Origin of the sequence: Agromyces aerolatus, assembly GCF_031432255.1 — a bacterium.
Classification (GTDB): Bacteria; Actinomycetota; Actinomycetes; order Actinomycetales; family Microbacteriaceae; genus Agromyces.
Genome location: NZ_JAVKGQ010000006.1, coordinates 18,183 through 34,556 on the forward strand (window position 1 = coordinate 18,183; position 16,374 = coordinate 34,556).

Below are 16,374 nucleotides of genomic sequence, written 5' to 3' on the forward strand. Positions count from 1 at the left end.
GCCTCCTGGGACGCGCCCGCTTGACGCGCGGGCGGGGGCCGCGCATCACGCGGTGCGGCTCACCCGATCTGGTCGAGACGCCGCGACATGCGGCTGAGCGACCGCCGCATCGGAACAGCCCGGATCGGCGCGGGCACGACCACGCGCGCGGCGGCGAGCGCGTCGAGCCAGGCGTTCGCGATGCGCTCGGTCCGCGCGGTCCAACGGAACCCGTACGCCGAGCGCAGCGAATCGGGCAGCAACGCCGCGGTCACGAGCCTGAGCACGGGCTGCCCGGCGCGCAGCCAGAGCGGCACGGAACGGCTCGTGAGCAGCGCACGTGCGACGTCGCGCGCGTCGCCGCCGACGGCGAGCGTCGCGACCCGGTCGTGCCACCAGGCATCGAAGCCCGCCCGCGACTCGGGCCAGCCTGCGGCGCCGCCCTGCAGCGCGGAGGCCAGGCGGCCGTACCTGGCCACGAACCCGTCGGCCAGGACCGGGTCGAGCGGTCCGCCGAGGCGTTCCTCGAGGCGAAGGCCGACCGCGGTCAAGGTCGAGGCGACGTATCGCTGCAGGTCCCGGTCGAACGCGCTGTACGCGGGTCCGGATGCCTCGGCGGGACCACGTACCGGCCGGTGCCGCCCGTTCACGTCGGCCACGGTCGCCGCGAGCAGGCGTTCGTCGCCCGAGGCCACCGCGTAGACGTAGTCGAGCGTGCCGAACAGCCGTCGCATGGGGTCCTCGCGGAAGGCGCTGTGCCGTGCGACCCCGCGCGCGATGCGCGGGTCGGCCAGCTGCAGCAGGATCGCCGCGCCGCCGCCCGCGAGGATGAGCGCGTCCGCGGCATGGCGGGTGAACGCCGCGTCGATGAGCGCGTCCGCGTCGAGGGTGGGCATCACACCGTTCTACCCGATGACACGCCGAGCTCCCCGGTGACCGGCTGGGCTCAGTACCAGTTGACGCGTTCCGAGTGCGCCCACGCCCCGCACGGTGCGCCGTAGCGGCCGGAGATGTACGACAGTCCCCACTCGATCTGCGTCGCCGCGTTCGTGCGCCAGTCGGTGCCGGCCGCGGCCATCTTGCTCCCGGGGAGCGACTGCGGGATCCCGTAGGCGCCGCTCGACCGGTTGTAGGCGTCGGCGCGCCAGTTCGACTCGCGTTCCCAGAGCCACACGAGGCACTGGTACTCGCCCTCGCCCCACCCGTACCGGGCGACCGCGGATCGGGCGTACGCCTTCGCGCCCACAGGATCGACGATCACGCCCGCGGGCGGGGGAGCGGTGCCGGTGTCGCCGCCGGGGGTGCCGGCCGCTTCGCGGGCCACGCGCTCGCGTTCGGCCGCTTCCGCGGCCGCCTGCTCGGCACCGCGCACCTGCCGCTCGAGGTCGACCGAGCGATCGCGCAGGCTCGCGAGCTGCGCGTAGAGCGTGTCCAGCGAGGACTGCTGCGCCGTGAGCTCGCGCTCGGCGGCCTCGTGCGCGGCCCTCGCGGCCCCGGCCTTCGCCTCGGCCTCGCCGGCGAGCCGGTCGCGCTCCGAGGCGGCGAGGTCCGCCTGCTCACGAAGCGACTGCGCGTCGGCACGTGCGACCTCGGCGCGCTGCGCCTCGGCCGTGTAGAGATCGGTGAGCCGCGAGACCCGGCTGAGGTTCGTGAGCAGGTCGTCGCCGCCGGGCTGACCTTGCGCGAAGAACAGCTGCAGCGTGGTGTCGGCGCCGCCCGTACGCGCGAGCAACGCCGCCGAGTAGCCGAAGCGCTGGGCCGAGACCTGCGCGTGTGCGGCCGCGGTGTCCGCGTCGGTGCCCAGCCGGCCGGCGCGTTCGGCCGCCGTGGCGCTCGCGGCCTCGGCCGTGGCCGCGTCCGACGCCGCGCTGACCGCCGCGTCACCGAGACGGCCGGTCTCGACCTCGAGGCCGCCGATGAGCGTGTCGATGCGTGCGGCCTCGGCCTCGCGCGACGCGACGTCCTGTTTGGCGGCGTTGACGTCGTCCCAGGTGGGCAGGTCGTTGGCCGACGCCGGTGCGGCGGGTCCGAGCACCGCGATCGGCAGCAGCGTGGCCGCCGCGAGCGCACCGATCACCGGGGCGGCGGGACGCGACGAAACCCAGCGGGCACGGCGCATCCGTCGTCGTACGACCACCGGCGATCTCCTTCCCGAGCGCCGCGAGTCTACCCAGGGAGCACCCGGCTGCCGGGCGGACACGCAGCGTACACTCGACCCTCGTGCGACTGCGGCGGATCATCGGAGCCGTGGCGGTGGTGGCGGCGCTCACGTTCTCGGGCTGCGCCGGTTCGCCCCGCGACGGCGGTGCGGCGAACCCGCGACCGGCCGAGCCCTCGCCCACGGCGAGTGCGACGCCGACTCCCACGCCGCCCGCCGACCCGGTCGCCGACTGGGTCGCCGAGCGCATGGCCGGACTGAGTCTCGAGCAGAAGGCCGCGGCCCTCTTGATGCTGCACGCGCCGGGTGTCGATCCGGCGCCGCTCCGGAGCCTCGCCGAGCAGGGCATCTCGGGGCTCATCCTGATGGGCGACAACATCCCGGGCACGCCGGCCGAGCTGCGCGCGCTCACCGACGCCGTCCAGCCGGACCCCGAGGCACGAGTGCTGATCGGCATCGACGAGGAGGGCGGCGACGTGCAGCGGCTGCCCTGGGACGATGCCGCGGGGGCGTACGCGCTGCAGCAGCAGCCGCCCGAGGCGACGCGCGCCGCATTCGCGCGACGCGGCGAGCTGCTCGCCCAGGCCGGCGTCGACGTGAACTTCGGGATCGTCGCGGATGTCACGGCCGATCCCGGGTCGTTCATCAGCGGCCGCGTGCTCGGCACCGATCCGGTCGGCGCGGCCGAGCGCGTCGCCGCCGCGGTCGCGGGGGAGGGCGACCAGGCACGCTCGACGCTCAAGCACTTCCCCGGGCACGGTGCCGCGCCGGGCGACTCCCACACGTCGGTGCCGTCGGCCCCGCTGACCCTCGACGAATGGCGCGCGGGCGCCGCACTGCCGTTCGCCGCGGGCGTCGACGCCGGTGCCGACCTCGTCATGACGGGGCATCTCGTCTATCCGGCGGTCGATCCGGCGCCCGCGTCGCTGTCGCCTGCGTGGCATCGGATTCTCCGCGACGAGCTCGGCTTCGAGGGCGTGACGGTCTCCGACGACCTGCTCATGCTGCAGCACAACGGGCTGCCCGAGTACGCCGACCCGAACGAGAACGCGATCCGGGCGATCGCGGCGGGCACCGATCTTCTGCTCTACGTGCTGCCGGCCGATCCGTCCGAGTTCGGGATCTCGGTCGCGGGGCTGACCGGTGCGATCGCCGAGGCGGTGCGCGCGGGCCGCATCCCCGAGGCGCGGCTCGATGACGCCGTCGAACGTGTGCTCACGCTCCGCCGGCTCGAGACGGTCTGACGCGCGTTCGTCTCGACCCGTGGTTTCGTCGTCGAAACATTTCGCCATGCGAGGGAATACCTCCGCGCGTTACATGCGTTTGCATCTTCGTGGCCGTCCGGCCGCGAGATCCAAGCAACTGGAGAGACCAGAGCATGACCACCACCGCCTCGACCATCGACATCCCCGGCTACCGCGTCGGCACCTGGACCATCGACGCCGCGCACAGCGAGGTCGGGTTCCAGATCCGCCACCTCATGATCAGCAAGGTCAAGGGCAAGTTCGAGCGCTTCGACGCCACGTTCGTCACCGCGGAGAACCCGCTCGACTCGACCGTCACGGCCTCGGCCGAGGTCGCCTCGATCAACACCAACGAGCCCAACCGTGACGGCCACCTGCGCACCGGCGACTTCTTCGAGGCCGAGACGTACCCGACGATCGACTTCGTCTCGACCGGCATCCGGGTCGAGGACGGCGACTTCAAGGTCGACGGCGACCTCACGATCCGCGGCATCACGAAGCCCGTCACGTTCGACTTCGAGTTCGGCGGCTTCGGCGGCGACCCCTATGGCAACTACAAGGGCGGCGCGACCGCGAAGACCGTCATCAACCGCGAGGACTTCGGCCTCAACTACAACGCCGCCCTCGAGACCGGCGGCGTGCTCCTCGGCGACAAGGTCACCATCACGCTCGAACTGCAGGCCGCGCTCCAGCAGTAACGCACGCGTCCGGCATCGAACGGATGCCTCGGGCGGGGCGGTCGCGCATGGCGCGGCCGCCCCGTCGGCTTTCGTGGAAGCCCTGTGCGGATCGTGAGCGTATTGATATATTTGCTCCATGATTCACGCAGCAGTGGCGACGGCACTGACCGCCGCATTCCTCTCGGCCGGCCCGGTGCCCACGCCGGACGGCGCGACCGAGCCGCAGGTGCACGAGGCCGCCGTCGTGCAGGTCAACTCCGAGGTGAAATCGCTCCCGCACTTCTGGTCGTCGACCTCGTTCCCGGAGCTGCGGTGCCCGGCGGACCGGCCCTATCTCGAGGATCGCATCTACTACCACCGGGTGACGATCCCGAAGGGCATGGAGGTCCGCGCGTTCGGCGGCCCCGAGGTCGACGTCGCGACGCTCACCGTGTTCGATCGCGCGAGCGCGCGCCCCGTCGGCGTCGTGGCCACGACGGCGACGAGCTACGCCTGGGCGCCCCGCTCGGTGCAGATCGTCCTGCATTGCACGGCGTGAGCACGAGGTGGCCATCATGATCGATCTCGTCCTCGCCGCCGCCCTGACCGCGACCGCGTTCGCTCCGGGCCTCGCGTCCGGCGATGCGCCCGCGGAACGCGTGCAGACGACGGAAGTGGCCGTCGAGCCCGAGGTGGCGGTGCCGACGCCGGTGCCGGTCCGAGCGGCCGCCGAGGAGCCCGGCATCGAATCGACGGAGGTCCTCGTCGTCTCGCCGGTGCTCTCCCTGCCCCATTTCTGGGCTTCCGCGAGCATTCCCGACCTCGATTGCCCGAGCGGCATGCAACTGCGCCTCACGGGCTACCACGACGGCAGCGGGCTCCGCGTCCCATGGGGCGTGGAGGTCCGTTTCATCGGCGGCTGGGGGCCCGACGTCGCCACGCTCACCAAGGGCGAGAACCTTCCCAGCGGCTTCCGCCCGACCGGGATCAGGGCCGGGACCACGACGAACTGGGCGAGCGGGCCGCGCTGGATCCAGGTCGTGCTGCACTGCATGCCGTACAGCTGAGCGCTGCGGTCCGTCGTCGCGAAGTCTGCGCGGTAGACTGGTGGGCTGTGCCCTCGGACCGTTCCGTAGGGCACGGCACCCCACCAGCCTGAGTCCTCCGGAGGATCCACCGTGCTCGCCGTCCACGACCTCGAGATCCGTGTGGGCGCGCGCCTCCTCATGGAGCATGTGAACTTCCGCGTCTCACCCGGCGACAAGATCGGCCTCGTGGGCCGCAATGGCGCGGGCAAGACCACGCTCACCAAAACGCTCGCCGGGGAGACGCTGCCCACCGGCGGTCGCATCGACCGCTCGGGCGAGATCGGGTACCTGCCGCAGGACCCGCGCTCGGGCGACCCCGAGATGCTCGCGCGCACCCGCATCCTCGACGCGCGCGGGCTCGGCTCGCTCGTGCTCGGCATGCACGAGGCGTCGCAGCTCATGGGCTCCGACGAGGCATCCGTCGCCGAGAAGGCGATGAAGCGCTACGGCAACCTGACCGACCGCTTCACCGCGCTGGGCGGCTACGCCGCCGAGGCCGAGGCGGCCTCGATCGCGTCGAACCTGAACCTGCCCGACCGCATCCTCGACCAGCCGCTCAAGACGCTGTCGGGCGGTCAGCGCCGCCGCATCGAGCTCGCGCGCATCCTCTTCTCCGATGCCGAGACGATGATCCTCGACGAGCCGACGAACCACCTCGACGCTGACTCGGTGGTCTGGCTGCGCGAGTTCCTCAAGGCGTACAAGGGCGGCGTCATCGTGATCAGCCACGACGTCGAGCTCGTGGGCGAGGTCGTGAACCGCGTGTTCTACCTCGACGCGAACCGTTCGATCATCGACATCTACAACATGGGCTGGAAGCACTACCAGCGTCAGCGCGCCGCCGACGAGGAGCGCCGCAAGAAGGAGCGAGCGAACGCCGAGAAGAAGGCCGGCGCACTCCAGCTGCAGGCCGCGAGGTTCGGCGCCAAGGCGTCGAAGGCCGCCGCCGCGCATCAGATGGTCGCGCGTGCCGAGAAGCTCCTCGCCGGACTCGAAGAGGTGCGCGCGGTCGACCGCGTGGCGAAGCTCCGCTTCCCGACGCCCGCGCCCTGCGGGCGCACCCCGATCACCGCGAGCGATCTGTCGAAGAGCTACGGCTCGCTCGAGATCTTCACGGCCGTCGACCTCGCGATCGACCGCGGCTCGAAGGTCGTCATCATCGGCCTGAACGGTGCTGGAAAGACCACGCTGCTGCGCATCCTCGCGGGCGTCGACGCACCCGACACGGGCGTCGTCGACGCCGGGCACGGGCTGCGCGTCGGCTACTACGCGCAGGAGCACGAGACCATCGACGTGGCCCGGTCGGTGCTCGAGAACATGGTGAGCTCGTCGCCGAACCTGACCGAGACCGAGGCGCGCAAGGTGCTCGGCTCGTTCCTGTTCACGGGCGACGACGTGCACAAGCCCGCGGGCGTGCTGTCCGGCGGCGAGAAGACGCGGCTCGCACTGGCCATGATCGTGGTGTCCGGTGCGAACGTGCTGCTGCTCGACGAGCCGACGAACAACCTCGACCCCGCGAGCCGCGCCGAGATCCTCGACGCGCTCGCGCACTACGAGGGCTCGGTCGTGCTCGTGAGCCACGACCCGGGCGCCGTCGAGGCGCTGAACCCCGAGCGCGTGCTCATCATGCCCGACGGCACCGAAGACCACTGGAGCGCCGAGTACCAGGAGCTCATCGAGCTCGCCTAGCCGCCGCGCCACCTCGCGCCCGCCGCGCCACTTCGCGCCCGCCGCGCCACTTCGCGCCCGCCGCGCCACCTCGTGCGCGCCGCGCCGCCGGCGACCGTTCGCGCCTCGCTCGACCGTCCTGCCTGGCGCAGTAAGTCGGGAGTGGCGCGGCAGCGATCCTCAGCGGCGGAGGAGTTGCCGTCCCGCGCCATTTCGTGCGCGCCGCGCCACTTCGTGCGTGCCGTGGCACTTCGTGCGCGCCGCGCCGCCGGCGACCGTTCGCGCCATGCTCGACCGTCGTGCCTGGCGCGGTACGTCGGAAGTGGCGCGGCAGCGGCCGTCAGCGGCGATCGACGCGACGTGCCGCGCCACTTCGTGCGCGCCGCGCCACTTCGTGCGTGCCGTGGCACTTCGTGCGCTCCGCGCCGCCGGCGACCGTTCGCGCCACGGTCGACCGTCGTGCCTGGCGCAGGAGGGCGGGCGTGGCGCGGCAGCGACCGTCAGCGGCGGTCGAGTTGGCGTTCGTCGAGGATGGCATCCTCGATGTCGGCGTCGGTGCGCTCCTTCGGCACGCGCTTGGGCTTGGCTGCGCGGGCGCGCTCCTCGGGCGAGGCGGATGCCTCGGCCAGCGCCTTGCGCTCCTGGTTCGCCGCCCAGGCGAGACCGATGAACGCCATCAACGCGAACACGTACCACTGCAGCGCATACGACAGATGCGGACCCTCATCGCGCACGGGTCGCGCCGCGGCCATGGGCGGCTCGCGTGCGTCGGTCGCGTCCTGCACCTGCACCCCGTACGCGCCCGTGTGGCTCGGCTCGCCGACCCGCTCGGCGAGCTCGTCGAGGTCGATGGTCGCCAGCTCACGCCCTGACGCGGTACGGCCGGCGATCGTGCCCTCGCCGGCCTTCAGCCGCGCGGTGACCTCGACCTGGCCGGACGGCGGCGCGGCGTACTCGCTCGGCCGCCCATCCGGGGCCTGTGCGATCCAGCCCCGGTCCACGAAGAAGACCGTGCCGTCGTCGAGCCGGAACGGCGTCACGACCTCGAAGCCCGAGGTGCCCTGGAACGGCCGGTTCCGGATCACGACCTCGTCGTCCGCGAGAAACTCGCCCGTCAGGGCGACGACCCGCCAGCGCGCGTCGGGATCGAAGGCCGCGGGATCGGGCAGCGCCTCGGCGACCGGAATCGGGTCGGCGTCGTAGTTCGCGTCGATGCGCGCGACCTCGGTGAGCGCCTCAGCGCGCCGGTTCAACTGCCAGCTGCCGAGCGCGCTGCAGGCGATCGCGAACACGATGACGAGCGCGAGATAGCCCGCCCATCTGCGGGAGCGGAGGAATGACCACCGGCTCATGCGCCGACCTCACCTTCGACGCGGAACGGCTGGACGGTGAGCGGAAAGGACCGCGACTCGAGGAACCCGCGGAGGAACCCGACGTGCTCATCGCACGCGAGCCAGGTCTTGCGGCGATGCTCGTCATGGATGCGCGGGTTCCGCCAGTCGATGCGCCACGTCGCGGGCTCGCGGCACGCGGCGCGCGAGCAGGTGTCCGCCTCGGGGGCGGTTCCGGGCAATGCGATCATCGCTCACCCTCGCGAGTGTCGCCGGGCGCCCGGTCGGCATCGCCGCCGTCGGCGTCGCTGCCGTCGGCATCGCTGCTCTCGGCCTCGGTGCCGGCCTGATCGGACGAGGCATCCGCTCGCCCTGTGCTGCCGGCCGCAGCATCCGTGGCCCCGTCCACGGGTGCGTCCGCAGGAGCGCCCGCACCCGTGTCGGCCGCGGGGCCGACCGAGTCGGGCCGCGCGACCGGGACGATCGAGCCGGGGCGTTCGACGACGCCCTGCTCGCCGCCGCCGACGTTCGCGAGCACGACCGCGATGTACGGCAGGAAGATCGCGCCGGCCGCGCACACCGCCAGCCACCAGCCCTGCACGAACAGCATGAGCACGATGCAGAGCACGCGGATCGACATCGCGATCGTGTACTTGATCATGCGCGCCCGTCGATCCGCATCAGGTGACGGCGGCAGCGTCGTGATGGTGTGCTGCTTCATCGTGGTCGCCGCGGACTGAACGGCGCTCCTCACCCTCAAGCCTACGCTCGCAGCGCGGGATCGGCGCCGTGGATGGCTGCGACTACACTGGGACGGGCTTCACGGCAGCGCGGGGCCCACGCCCGACGATCCCGAGAGAGTGGAGCCCGCCCGATGACGACGAGCCGGACCGTCTTGGTCACCGGAGGCAACCGGGGCATCGGCGCCGCGATCGCACAGGAGTTCCTGGCTCAGGGTCACCGGGTCGCGGTGACCGCACGCTCCGGCGAAGGGCCCGAGGGCTCGTTCACGGTCCGTGCCGACGTGACCGACTCCGGATCGGTCGACCGGGCGTTCTCCGAGATCGAGGCCGAGCTGGGCCCGGTCGAGGTGGTCGTCGCCAACGCCGGCATCACGCGGGACACGCTCCTGCTGCGCATGAGCGAGGACGAGTTCACCTCGGTCGTCGACACGAACCTCACCGGTGCGTTCCGTGTCGTCAAGCGCGCGTCGAAGGGCATGCTCAAGGCGCGGTTCGGGCGCGTGGTGCTCATCTCGAGCGTCGTGGGCCTGTACGGCGCCGCGGGTCAGGTCAACTACTCGGCCTCGAAGGCCGGGCTCGTCGGCATGGCGCGCTCGCTCACGCGCGAGCTCGGGGCCCGGGGGATCACCGCCAACGTGGTCGCGCCAGGCTTCATCCGCACCGACATGACCGACGAGCTGAGCGACGCGCTCCAGGACCAGTACCGCTCGGCGATCCCCGCGAACCGTTTCGCCGAGGCCGCCGAGGTCGCCAAGGTCGTCGCGTGGCTCGCGGGCGACGACGCCGCCTACATCTCGGGCGCCGTGATCCCCGTCGACGGCGGCCTCGGCATGGGGCACTGACCGGGCCGTCGAGCGATACTCCCGTCGCGACTCGGAGCGCGCTGCTGAGGAAACTCGGTGTAGTATATTGCAATGCACCACTCTCGATCTCGCGTGTTTCCGATGAGCATCGTCCTCACGACGCTCGCCGTGGCGCTGGGTGCCTTCGCCGTGCCGGCACACGCAGCGCCGGTCCAAGAGACGACGGCCGCAGTCGGCGCCGTCCCGGCCGGCGAGTTCGTCGGAACCCCGCCGGTGGCGCAGATCGGTGTTCCGTACGACTTCCAGGTCACGTTCACCGGCCGAGCCAACTCGATCCTGGCGTCGTGGCTGCCCGCAGGATTGACCATGGATGCGAAGGGCCGCATCTCCGGGCGTCCGAGCGTGCCGACCCCCGAAACGCGGATCGTCAAGGTCGCGGCATTCGATCTGGACGCCATGGTCCTGGTCGAGCAGTACCTTCCGATCCGCATCGACCCCTTGCCGCATGAGCTCGCGCCCGGAGTACTGGGGGAGCCGCCGCACCTGACCTGGGGCACGTCGTACGCGCATCGATTCGCGCTCGCCGGGCCGGGAACCACGGTCCGCGTCACCTCCGGTTCCCTCCCTCCCGGCCTCACGCTCACCGCCGCCGGTTCTCTCGTCGGAACCCTGACCAACCCGATCGCAGCGAGCTACTCGTTCGAGGTCGAGGCGGCGAACGAGTATGCGACGGCTCCGCCGCGGCGCTTCACCGTGGTCGTGCCCACAAGCCACAACTACAGCGAGATCGGGGTCAGCACGACGCAGATCACGTACTACATGAAGCACTATGAGACCAAGCAAGGCATCGACATCTGGTGCCCTGCTGCACAGCCGGATCTGATCGACCAGGTGATCTCGACCGGGCGGATCGTTCCGTACGGCGTCCAGATCATCGACCGGGTGACGATGGACGGAAACGCGATCTGGCTCTCAGCCGCCGCCCAAGAGAAAGACGGCTTCCAGGCCGGAATCAAGGGGCTGCACATGTACAACCACACGTTCGTTTCAGGACGCTTGACCGTGACATTGCACTGCACGAACAACACCGGCGAAGCCAGGCGGTATTGATCCTCGCGCCACGAGGAGATCCCGCCGATGATCGGGCGTACGGTTGAGCGCAGCGAAGGCATCATGACGCGCCAAGGCACCACGGGTTCGGTCGGCATGCGACGGGTCGTCGCCGCATCCGCGATCGGGAACGGCCTGGAGTGGTACGACTACGCGGCGTACGGGCTGCTGGCCACGACGCTCGCGAAGGTGTTCTTCCCCGAAGAGCTGCCCTCGGCGGCGCTGCTCTCGACCCTCGCGGTGTTCGGCGTCGCGTTCGTCGCGCGTCCGATCTCCGCGTTCGTGTTCGGCCGCGTCGCCGACCAGCGCGGCCGCCGGCCCGTGCTCGTCATGACCGTGCTGCTCATGTCCGCGGCGACGCTCGCGATCGCCGCGCTGCCCTCCTATGACGCGATCGGCCTGGCGGCACCCGTGCTGCTGCTCGTCGCGCGGCTTCTGCAGGGGGTCGCGGTCGGGGCCGAATGGGGCTCGGCTGCGGCATTCCTCAGCGAGTGCACGCCCGCGGCCACGCGCGGCAGGCTGACGAGCTTCCTCGGCGCGACCGCAGCGCTCGGCCCGCTCGTGGCGTCGGTGCTGATCGGCTCGATCGCGGCGTGGACGAACGACGGTTTCCTGCTCGAGTGGGGGTGGCGGATCCCGTTCCTGCTCGGCGGGGTCATCGGGCTGATCGGGCTCGGCCTCCGGCTCAGCGTGCCCGAGAGCCCCGTGTTCGAGCACGGTCGCGACACGCCAGCCGGTCGGGCGCCAAGCGGTCCGAGCCGGGGCACGCTCACGACGCGTGCCCTCATCCTGGCAGCGCTGACCGCGTACTGGGCGGTGATCTACTACGTCGTGCTGACCTACGTCCCGACGTTCGTCCAGGCGCACGGGCGGCTCGATGAGAGCGCGGCGCTGTTCGCCACGTCGGCCGGGCTCGTCGTGCTCGTGCTCGCCATCCCCGTGGCGGGGCGGCTGTCAGACCGCTGGCCGAGGCGACGACTCGCCATCGTCTCGGGCGCGGTGTCCGCCGTCGTCACCGTGCCGCTCGCGATGCTGCTCCCCGGCGCCTCGTTCTGGGGCGTGGTCGGAGGCGTGCTGCTGTGGAACGTGAGCCTGGCGATCAACGGCGCGATCGCGCCGGCGCTTGCGTCGGGCCTGTTCCCGCCGCGCGTGCGCACGACCTGGATCGCCACGACGTATGCGGCGTCGGTCGCGGTGTTCGGCGGCACGACGCCCTACATCTCCGAGTGGCTCGTCCAGGTCACGGGCGATCCGCACGCGTTCGCCTGGTGGCTCGTGCTCTTCTCGCTCGTGGGCGTCGCGGCCGGTCTGCTGGTGCCGCGGCGCGAGTCCGGCGACGAACTCGCCGGCGCAGGCGCCGACCCGCCGCGCAACCGCGAGCCGCGCAAGCGCGAGCCCCGCAGACGCGAGCCGCGCAAGCGCGAGCCCCGCAGACGCTAACCCCGCAGCCCGGCGAGCGCGAGCACGGGCGAGAGATCGGGCTGGTCGATCGCGACATCGGCCTGCACGCGCACGATGGGCTTGGCGCAGAACGCCACGCCGAGCCCCGCGATGCCGAGCATGCGCAGGTCGTTGGCGCCGTCGCCGACGGCGACGGTCCGCTCGAGCGGGATGCCGCTCTCCGACGCCCACTCGGCGAGCGCGGCGGCCTTCGCGTCCGCGTCGACGATGGGCCCGTCGACCTCGCCCGTGAACCGGCCGTCGGCGACCCTGAGCCGGTTGGCCCGGCAGAAGTCGAGCCCGAGACGCGCGGCGAGCGGATCGAGCAGCTCGTGGAAGCCGCCGGACACGACGCCGATGCGGCCGCCGGCGGCGTGCACACCGGCGATCAGCGTCTCGACGCCGGGCGTCGGCGTCATCCGTTCACGCACCCGGGGGAGCACCGACGCCTCGACGCCCGCGAGCGTCGCGACCCGCTCGCGGAGGCTCGCGGCGAAGTCGAGCTCGCCGCGCATGGCGCGCTCGGTGACGGCCGCCACGTGCGCGAGCGATCCCGCCTCCTCGGCGAGCAGCTCGATCGCCTCTTCGCGGATGAGCGTCGAATCGGCGTCCAGCACGACGAGCGGGCCGCGCGCGCGGCCCGCGGTACCGGCGCTCACGCGTGAGCCTGCACGCGTGAGCCCTTGCCCACGACGGTGATGCCGGAGTCGGTGACGATGAACCCGCGAGCGAGGTCCTCGGCGCGGTCGACGCCGATGCGGGCGCCCTCCTCGACGACGACCTCCTTGTCGAGGATCGCGCGGCGGACCGTGGCGCCGGCGTCGATCCGGGCACGGTCGAAGAGGATCGAGTCGGCGACGTGCGCGCCCGACCCCACCACGGCCCACGGTCCGAGCACGCTGCGCTCGACGTGCGCGCCGGAGATCACCGAGCCGAGGGAGACGATCGAGTCGATGACAGTTCCGAGCGAGCCGCGCGCGTCGCGCGTGAACTTCGCGGGCGGGGAGTTCAGCTGCTGGCTGAAGATCGGCCACGAGCGGTTGTAGAGGTTGAAGACCGGCAGCACCGAGATCAGGTCCTGGTGTGCTTCGAAGAACGAGTCGATGGTTCCCACGTCGCGCCAGTAGTACCGGTCGCGGTCGGTCGACCCCGGGACCTCGTTGCGCTTCAGGTCGTACACGCCGGCCGTGCCCTGCTCGACGAACCACGGGATGATGTCGCCGCCCATGTCGTGGCTCGAGCTCGTGCGCTCCCCGTCGCGGAGGACCGCGTCGATGAGCGCGTCGGCGTCGAACACGTAGTTGCCCATTGAGGCGAACACCTCGCGCGGCGAGTCGGGCAGGCCCTCGGGCTCGGCCGGCTTCTCGAGGAATCGCTGGATGCGGTCGGGCCGGGCGCCGTCGACCTCGATGACGCCGAACTGGTTCGCGAGCGCGATGGGCTGGCGGATCGCGGCGACCGTCGCCGACGCGCCGGACTCGACGTGCGCGTCGATCATCTGGCTGAAGTCCATGCGGTACACGTGGTCGGCGCCGACGACGACGATCAGGTCGGGCTGCTCGTCGTAGATGAGGTTGAGGCTCTGCAGGATGGCGTCGGCCGACCCGGAGAACCAGCGTTTGCCGAGGCGCTGCTGCGCGGGGACGGAGGCGACATAGGCGTTGAGCAGCCCGGACAGTCGCCAGGTCTGCGACACGTGCCGGTCGAGCGAGTGCGACTTGTACTGGGTGAGCACGACGATCTGGCGCAGGCCCGAGTTGACGAGGTTCGAGAGGGCGAAGTCGATGAGCCGGTATTGGCCGGCGAACGGCACCGCGGGCTTGGCGCGGTCCTCGGTGAGGGGCATGAGACGCTTGCCCTCGCCACCGGCGAGGACGATGCCGAAGACCTTGCGCGCAACCATGTGCCAACTGTATCCAGCAGGATCGTTCCCATGTGCGGCTTGCCGAGATGCGGCGCAACGCCTATGGGGCCGGCGCAAGCCCCGCGGCGCGCGAGGCGCGCTGCGCTACGTTGACTGCATGCGCGTCGACGTCCTCACCCGTGAGTATCCACCCGAGGTCTATGGCGGAGCCGGGGTGCACGTCGCCGAGCTGGTGCGCGCCCTCCGGCGCGAGATCGAGGTCGCGGTGCGCTGCTTCGGCGCGCCGCGCACCGAGCCCGGGACGTTCGCGTACGCGACGCCCACGGGACTCGAGCATGCGAACGCCGCGATCGCGACGCTCGGCACCGATCTCGAGATGGCGGCGGATGCCTCGGGCGCCGACCTCGTCCACTCGCACACGTGGTACGCGAACTTCGCCGGGTTCACGGCGAAGCGCCTGCACGGCGTCCCGCACGTCGTCACGGCGCATAGCCTCGAGCCGTTGCGGCCGTGGAAGGCCGAGCAGCTGGGCGGCGGCTACCGGGTCTCGTCGTGGGCCGAGCGCGCCGCATTCGAGGACGCCGACGCCGTGATCGCCGTGAGCGACGGCATGCGGCGGGACATCCTGCGCGCCTACCCCACGATCGACCCGGCCCGCGTCGAAGTGGTCTACAACGGCATCGATCTCGCCGAATGGACGCCCGTCGACGACCCGGCCGCGGTGCGCGCGCTCGGCGTCGACCCCGACCGGCCGTCGGTCGTGTTCGTCGGACGGATCACGCGTCAGAAGGGGTTGCCGTATCTCTTGCGCGCCGCGCGCCGGCTCCCGGCCGGCGTGCAGCTCGTGCTGTGCGCGGGTGCGCCCGACACGCCCGAGATCATGGCCGAGGTGACGGCGCTCGTCGACGAGCTGCGCCGTGAGCGCGAGGGCGTCGTCTGGATCGACCGCCATCTGCCGCGCGGCGAGCTCACCGCGCTGCTCACCGCCGCGACCACGTTCGTGTGCCCGTCGGTCTACGAGCCGCTCGGCATCGTCAACCTCGAGGCGATGGCCTGCGGGGCCGCAGTGGTGGGCACCGCGACCGGCGGCATTCCCGAGGTGGTCGACGACGGCGTCACCGGCGTGCTCGTGCCCATCGCACAGGCCGACGACGGCACGGGCACGCCGCTCGACCCCGATCGGTTCGTCGCCGACCTCGCCGACGCGCTCACGCGCGTCGTGAGCGACCCCGAGCGCGCGGCCGCGATGGGGGCCGCCGGGCGGCGGCGGGCGGAGGCGCAGTTCGCGTGGGACGCGATCGCGGCGCGCACGCTCGAGGTCTACCGGGGCGTCCTCGCGAGGTGACCGTTCGGCGGGTGCGCTCCCGTTCCACCCGGGCGGTGCGTCGCGGCGCTCCCGGCGTCCCATAGCATTGAACGTATGGCGAGCACGGTTCTGCAGTTCCGCGATGTGTCGGTGGTCCGAGATGGCAACACGATCCTCGATGGGGTGAACTGGACCGTCGACTCCGATCAACGCTGGGTCATCCTCGGGCCGAACGGCGCGGGCAAGACCACGCTGCTGCAGATCGCCGCGGCCGCCATGCACCCCACGAAGGGCACGGCCGAGGTGCTCCAGGAGGCGCTCGGGAAGGTCGACGTCTTCGAGCTGCGCCCCATGATCGGGTTCGCATCCACCGCGATGGCGCGCCGCATCCCGCCCAACGAGACCGTCGTGGACAGCGTGCTGACGGCCGCGTACTCGGTGACGGGCCGCTGGAACGAGGAGTACGAAGAGGTCGATCTCCGGCGTGCACGACGCGTGCTCGGCGAGTGGGGCCTCGAGGCGTTCGCCGACCGGCGGTTCGGCAGTCTCTCCGACGGCGAGCAGAAGCGCGTGCAGATCGCCCGATCGGTCATGACCGATCCCGAGCTCCTGCTCCTCGACGAGCCCGCCGCGAGCCTCGACCTCGGCGCGCGCGAGGAGCTCGTCGGGCTCCTCGGCGGCTACGCCTCCTCGAGCTCGTCGCCCGCGATCGTCATGGTCACGCACCACGTCGAGGAGATCCCGCAGGGCTTCACGCACGCGCTGCTGCTCGACCACGGCCGCATCGTCTCGGCCGGCCCCCTGGCCGAGGCGCTGACCGCCGAGACGCTCACGGAGACGTTCGGCATGCCGATCGAGCTCACCGAGGCGAACGGCCGGTTCGCGGCGCGCGCGGCGGCCTGAATCGGTACACCGCGCGTTCTCTGCTAGACTCGCTAGCTGGCCCGAGCGCCAACAGCTTTCCTGCGCCGCACGCACGCC

Annotated in this window: 17 protein-coding genes; 10 read left to right on the forward strand and 7 right to left on the reverse strand. The window is 71.7% G+C overall.

The window, feature by feature from the left end; translation table 11 throughout:
• Positions 1-59: 59 nt before the first annotated feature.
• Both RH864_RS09410 and RH864_RS09415 read right to left on the reverse strand, forming a co-directional pair.
• Complete coding sequence (locus tag RH864_RS09410) at positions 60-875, reverse strand: oxygenase MpaB family protein (RefSeq protein WP_310517286.1); 816 nt, start codon at positions 873-875, stop codon at positions 60-62.
• A gap of 50 nt (positions 876-925) precedes the next feature.
• The gene (locus RH864_RS09415) at positions 926-2,116 is read right to left on the reverse strand and encodes an aggregation-promoting factor C-terminal-like domain-containing protein (RefSeq protein ID WP_310517287.1); all 1,191 of its coding nucleotides are present in this window, start codon (positions 2,114-2,116) and stop codon (positions 926-928) included.
• A gap of 83 nt (positions 2,117-2,199) precedes the next feature.
• On the opposite strand from RH864_RS09415, the gene RH864_RS09420 reads away from it, so the two are divergent.
• The 5 genes from RH864_RS09420 (at position 2,200) to RH864_RS09440 (ending at position 6,817) form a co-directional block, all read left to right on the forward strand.
• Positions 2,200-3,381, forward strand: coding sequence for a glycoside hydrolase family 3 N-terminal domain-containing protein (locus tag RH864_RS09420; protein WP_310517288.1), 1,182 nt, complete (start codon positions 2,200-2,202; stop codon positions 3,379-3,381).
• Positions 3,382-3,515: 134 nt separating this feature from the next.
• Positions 3,516-4,079 (forward strand): YceI family protein, encoded by a 564-nt coding sequence (locus RH864_RS09425; protein WP_310517289.1) that lies wholly within the window; start codon positions 3,516-3,518, stop codon positions 4,077-4,079.
• Positions 4,080-4,197: 118 nt separating this feature from the next.
• The gene (locus RH864_RS09430; RefSeq protein WP_310517290.1) at positions 4,198-4,599 is read left to right on the forward strand and encodes a hypothetical protein; all 402 of its coding nucleotides are present in this window, start codon (positions 4,198-4,200) and stop codon (positions 4,597-4,599) included.
• A 16-nt stretch (positions 4,600-4,615) separates the two neighbouring features.
• Positions 4,616-5,107 carry a hypothetical protein gene (locus RH864_RS09435; protein ID WP_310517291.1) on the forward strand — a complete coding sequence of 164 codons (492 nt, stop codon included), beginning with the start codon at positions 4,616-4,618 and terminating at the stop codon, positions 5,105-5,107.
• Between the two features lie 111 nt (positions 5,108-5,218).
• The gene (locus RH864_RS09440; protein ID WP_310517292.1) at positions 5,219-6,817 is read left to right on the forward strand and encodes an ABC-F family ATP-binding cassette domain-containing protein; all 1,599 of its coding nucleotides are present in this window, start codon (positions 5,219-5,221) and stop codon (positions 6,815-6,817) included.
• A 479-nt stretch (positions 6,818-7,296) separates the two neighbouring features.
• Here RH864_RS09440 and RH864_RS09445 read toward each other — a convergent pair whose 3' ends face one another.
• The 3 genes from RH864_RS09445 to RH864_RS09455 are packed head-to-tail and all read right to left on the reverse strand — an operon-like array spanning position 7,297 to position 8,881.
• The gene (locus RH864_RS09445) at positions 7,297-8,148 is read right to left on the reverse strand and encodes an SURF1 family cytochrome oxidase biogenesis protein (protein WP_310517293.1); all 852 of its coding nucleotides are present in this window, start codon (positions 8,146-8,148) and stop codon (positions 7,297-7,299) included.
• A complete protein-coding gene (locus RH864_RS09450) occupies positions 8,145-8,378 on the reverse strand; it encodes a hypothetical protein (protein WP_310517294.1) in 234 nt (77 codons plus the stop codon). Before RH864_RS09450 ends, RH864_RS09445 begins: the two co-directional genes overlap by 4 nt.
• Positions 8,375-8,881 (reverse strand): DUF3099 domain-containing protein, encoded by a 507-nt coding sequence (locus tag RH864_RS09455; protein WP_310517295.1) that lies wholly within the window; start codon positions 8,879-8,881, stop codon positions 8,375-8,377. The genes RH864_RS09450 and RH864_RS09455 overlap by 4 nt, the downstream gene beginning before the upstream one ends.
• Positions 8,882-9,001: 120 nt before the next feature.
• Here RH864_RS09455 and fabG point away from each other — a divergent pair, with 120 nt between their 5' ends.
• The 3 genes from fabG to RH864_RS09470 all read left to right on the forward strand — a co-directional run bounded on the left by fabG (position 9,002) and on the right by RH864_RS09470 (position 12,223).
• Positions 9,002-9,712 carry a 3-oxoacyl-ACP reductase FabG gene (gene fabG / locus RH864_RS09460; protein WP_310517296.1) on the forward strand — a complete coding sequence of 237 codons (711 nt, stop codon included), beginning with the start codon at positions 9,002-9,004 and terminating at the stop codon, positions 9,710-9,712.
• 234 nt (positions 9,713-9,946) lie between these two features.
• Positions 9,947-10,783, forward strand: coding sequence for an Ig domain-containing protein (locus tag RH864_RS09465; RefSeq protein ID WP_310517297.1), 837 nt, complete (start codon positions 9,947-9,949; stop codon positions 10,781-10,783).
• Between the two features lie 63 nt (positions 10,784-10,846).
• The gene (locus RH864_RS09470; RefSeq protein ID WP_310517298.1) at positions 10,847-12,223 is read left to right on the forward strand and encodes an MFS transporter; all 1,377 of its coding nucleotides are present in this window, start codon (positions 10,847-10,849) and stop codon (positions 12,221-12,223) included.
• Here RH864_RS09470 and serB read toward each other — a convergent pair.
• Both serB and glgC read right to left on the reverse strand, forming a co-directional pair.
• The gene (gene serB / locus RH864_RS09475) at positions 12,220-12,882 is read right to left on the reverse strand and encodes a phosphoserine phosphatase SerB (RefSeq protein ID WP_310517299.1); all 663 of its coding nucleotides are present in this window, start codon (positions 12,880-12,882) and stop codon (positions 12,220-12,222) included. The two genes, RH864_RS09470 and serB, sit on opposite strands and share 4 nt — an antisense overlap.
• Positions 12,879-14,126: a glucose-1-phosphate adenylyltransferase gene (gene glgC / locus RH864_RS09480; RefSeq protein WP_310517300.1), complete on the reverse strand. Its 1,248-nt coding sequence runs from the start codon at positions 14,124-14,126 to the stop codon at positions 12,879-12,881. Before glgC ends, serB begins: the two co-directional genes overlap by 4 nt.
• 118 nt (positions 14,127-14,244) lie before the next feature.
• Between glgC and glgA the strand changes: the two genes are divergently transcribed.
• Both glgA and RH864_RS09490 read left to right on the forward strand, forming a co-directional pair.
• A complete protein-coding gene (gene glgA / locus RH864_RS09485; RefSeq protein ID WP_310517301.1) occupies positions 14,245-15,432 on the forward strand; it encodes a glycogen synthase in 1,188 nt (395 codons plus the stop codon).
• A gap of 75 nt (positions 15,433-15,507) precedes the next feature.
• Positions 15,508-16,296, forward strand: coding sequence for an ABC transporter ATP-binding protein (locus RH864_RS09490; protein ID WP_310517302.1), 789 nt, complete (start codon positions 15,508-15,510; stop codon positions 16,294-16,296).
• Positions 16,297-16,374 lie beyond the last annotated feature (78 nt).

Bases quoted from the DNA above. Each gene is read 5' to 3' on its own strand.
- RH864_RS09435 (WP_310517291.1), top strand. From the start codon at position 4,616: ATGATCGATCTCGTCCTCGCCGCCGCCCTGACCGCGACCGCGTTCGCT.
- fabG (WP_310517296.1), top strand. From the start codon at position 9,002: ATGACGACGAGCCGGACCGTCTTGGTCACCGGAGGCAACCGGGGCATC.
- RH864_RS09470 (WP_310517298.1), top strand. From the start codon at position 10,847: ATGACGCGCCAAGGCACCACGGGTTCGGTCGGCATGCGACGGGTCGTC.
- RH864_RS09430 (WP_310517290.1), top strand. From the start codon at position 4,198: ATGATTCACGCAGCAGTGGCGACGGCACTGACCGCCGCATTCCTCTCG.
- RH864_RS09445 (WP_310517293.1), bottom strand. From the start codon at position 8,148: ATGAGCCGGTGGTCATTCCTCCGCTCCCGCAGATGGGCGGGCTATCTC.
- RH864_RS09425 (WP_310517289.1), top strand. From the start codon at position 3,516: ATGACCACCACCGCCTCGACCATCGACATCCCCGGCTACCGCGTCGGC.
- RH864_RS09410 (WP_310517286.1), bottom strand. From the start codon at position 875: ATGCCCACCCTCGACGCGGACGCGCTCATCGACGCGGCGTTCACCCGC.
- RH864_RS09490 (WP_310517302.1), top strand. From the start codon at position 15,508: ATGGCGAGCACGGTTCTGCAGTTCCGCGATGTGTCGGTGGTCCGAGAT.
- glgA (WP_310517301.1), top strand. From the start codon at position 14,245: ATGCGCGTCGACGTCCTCACCCGTGAGTATCCACCCGAGGTCTATGGC.
- glgC (WP_310517300.1), bottom strand. From the start codon at position 14,126: ATGGTTGCGCGCAAGGTCTTCGGCATCGTCCTCGCCGGTGGCGAGGGC.
- RH864_RS09450 (WP_310517294.1), bottom strand. From the start codon at position 8,378: ATGATCGCATTGCCCGGAACCGCCCCCGAGGCGGACACCTGCTCGCGC.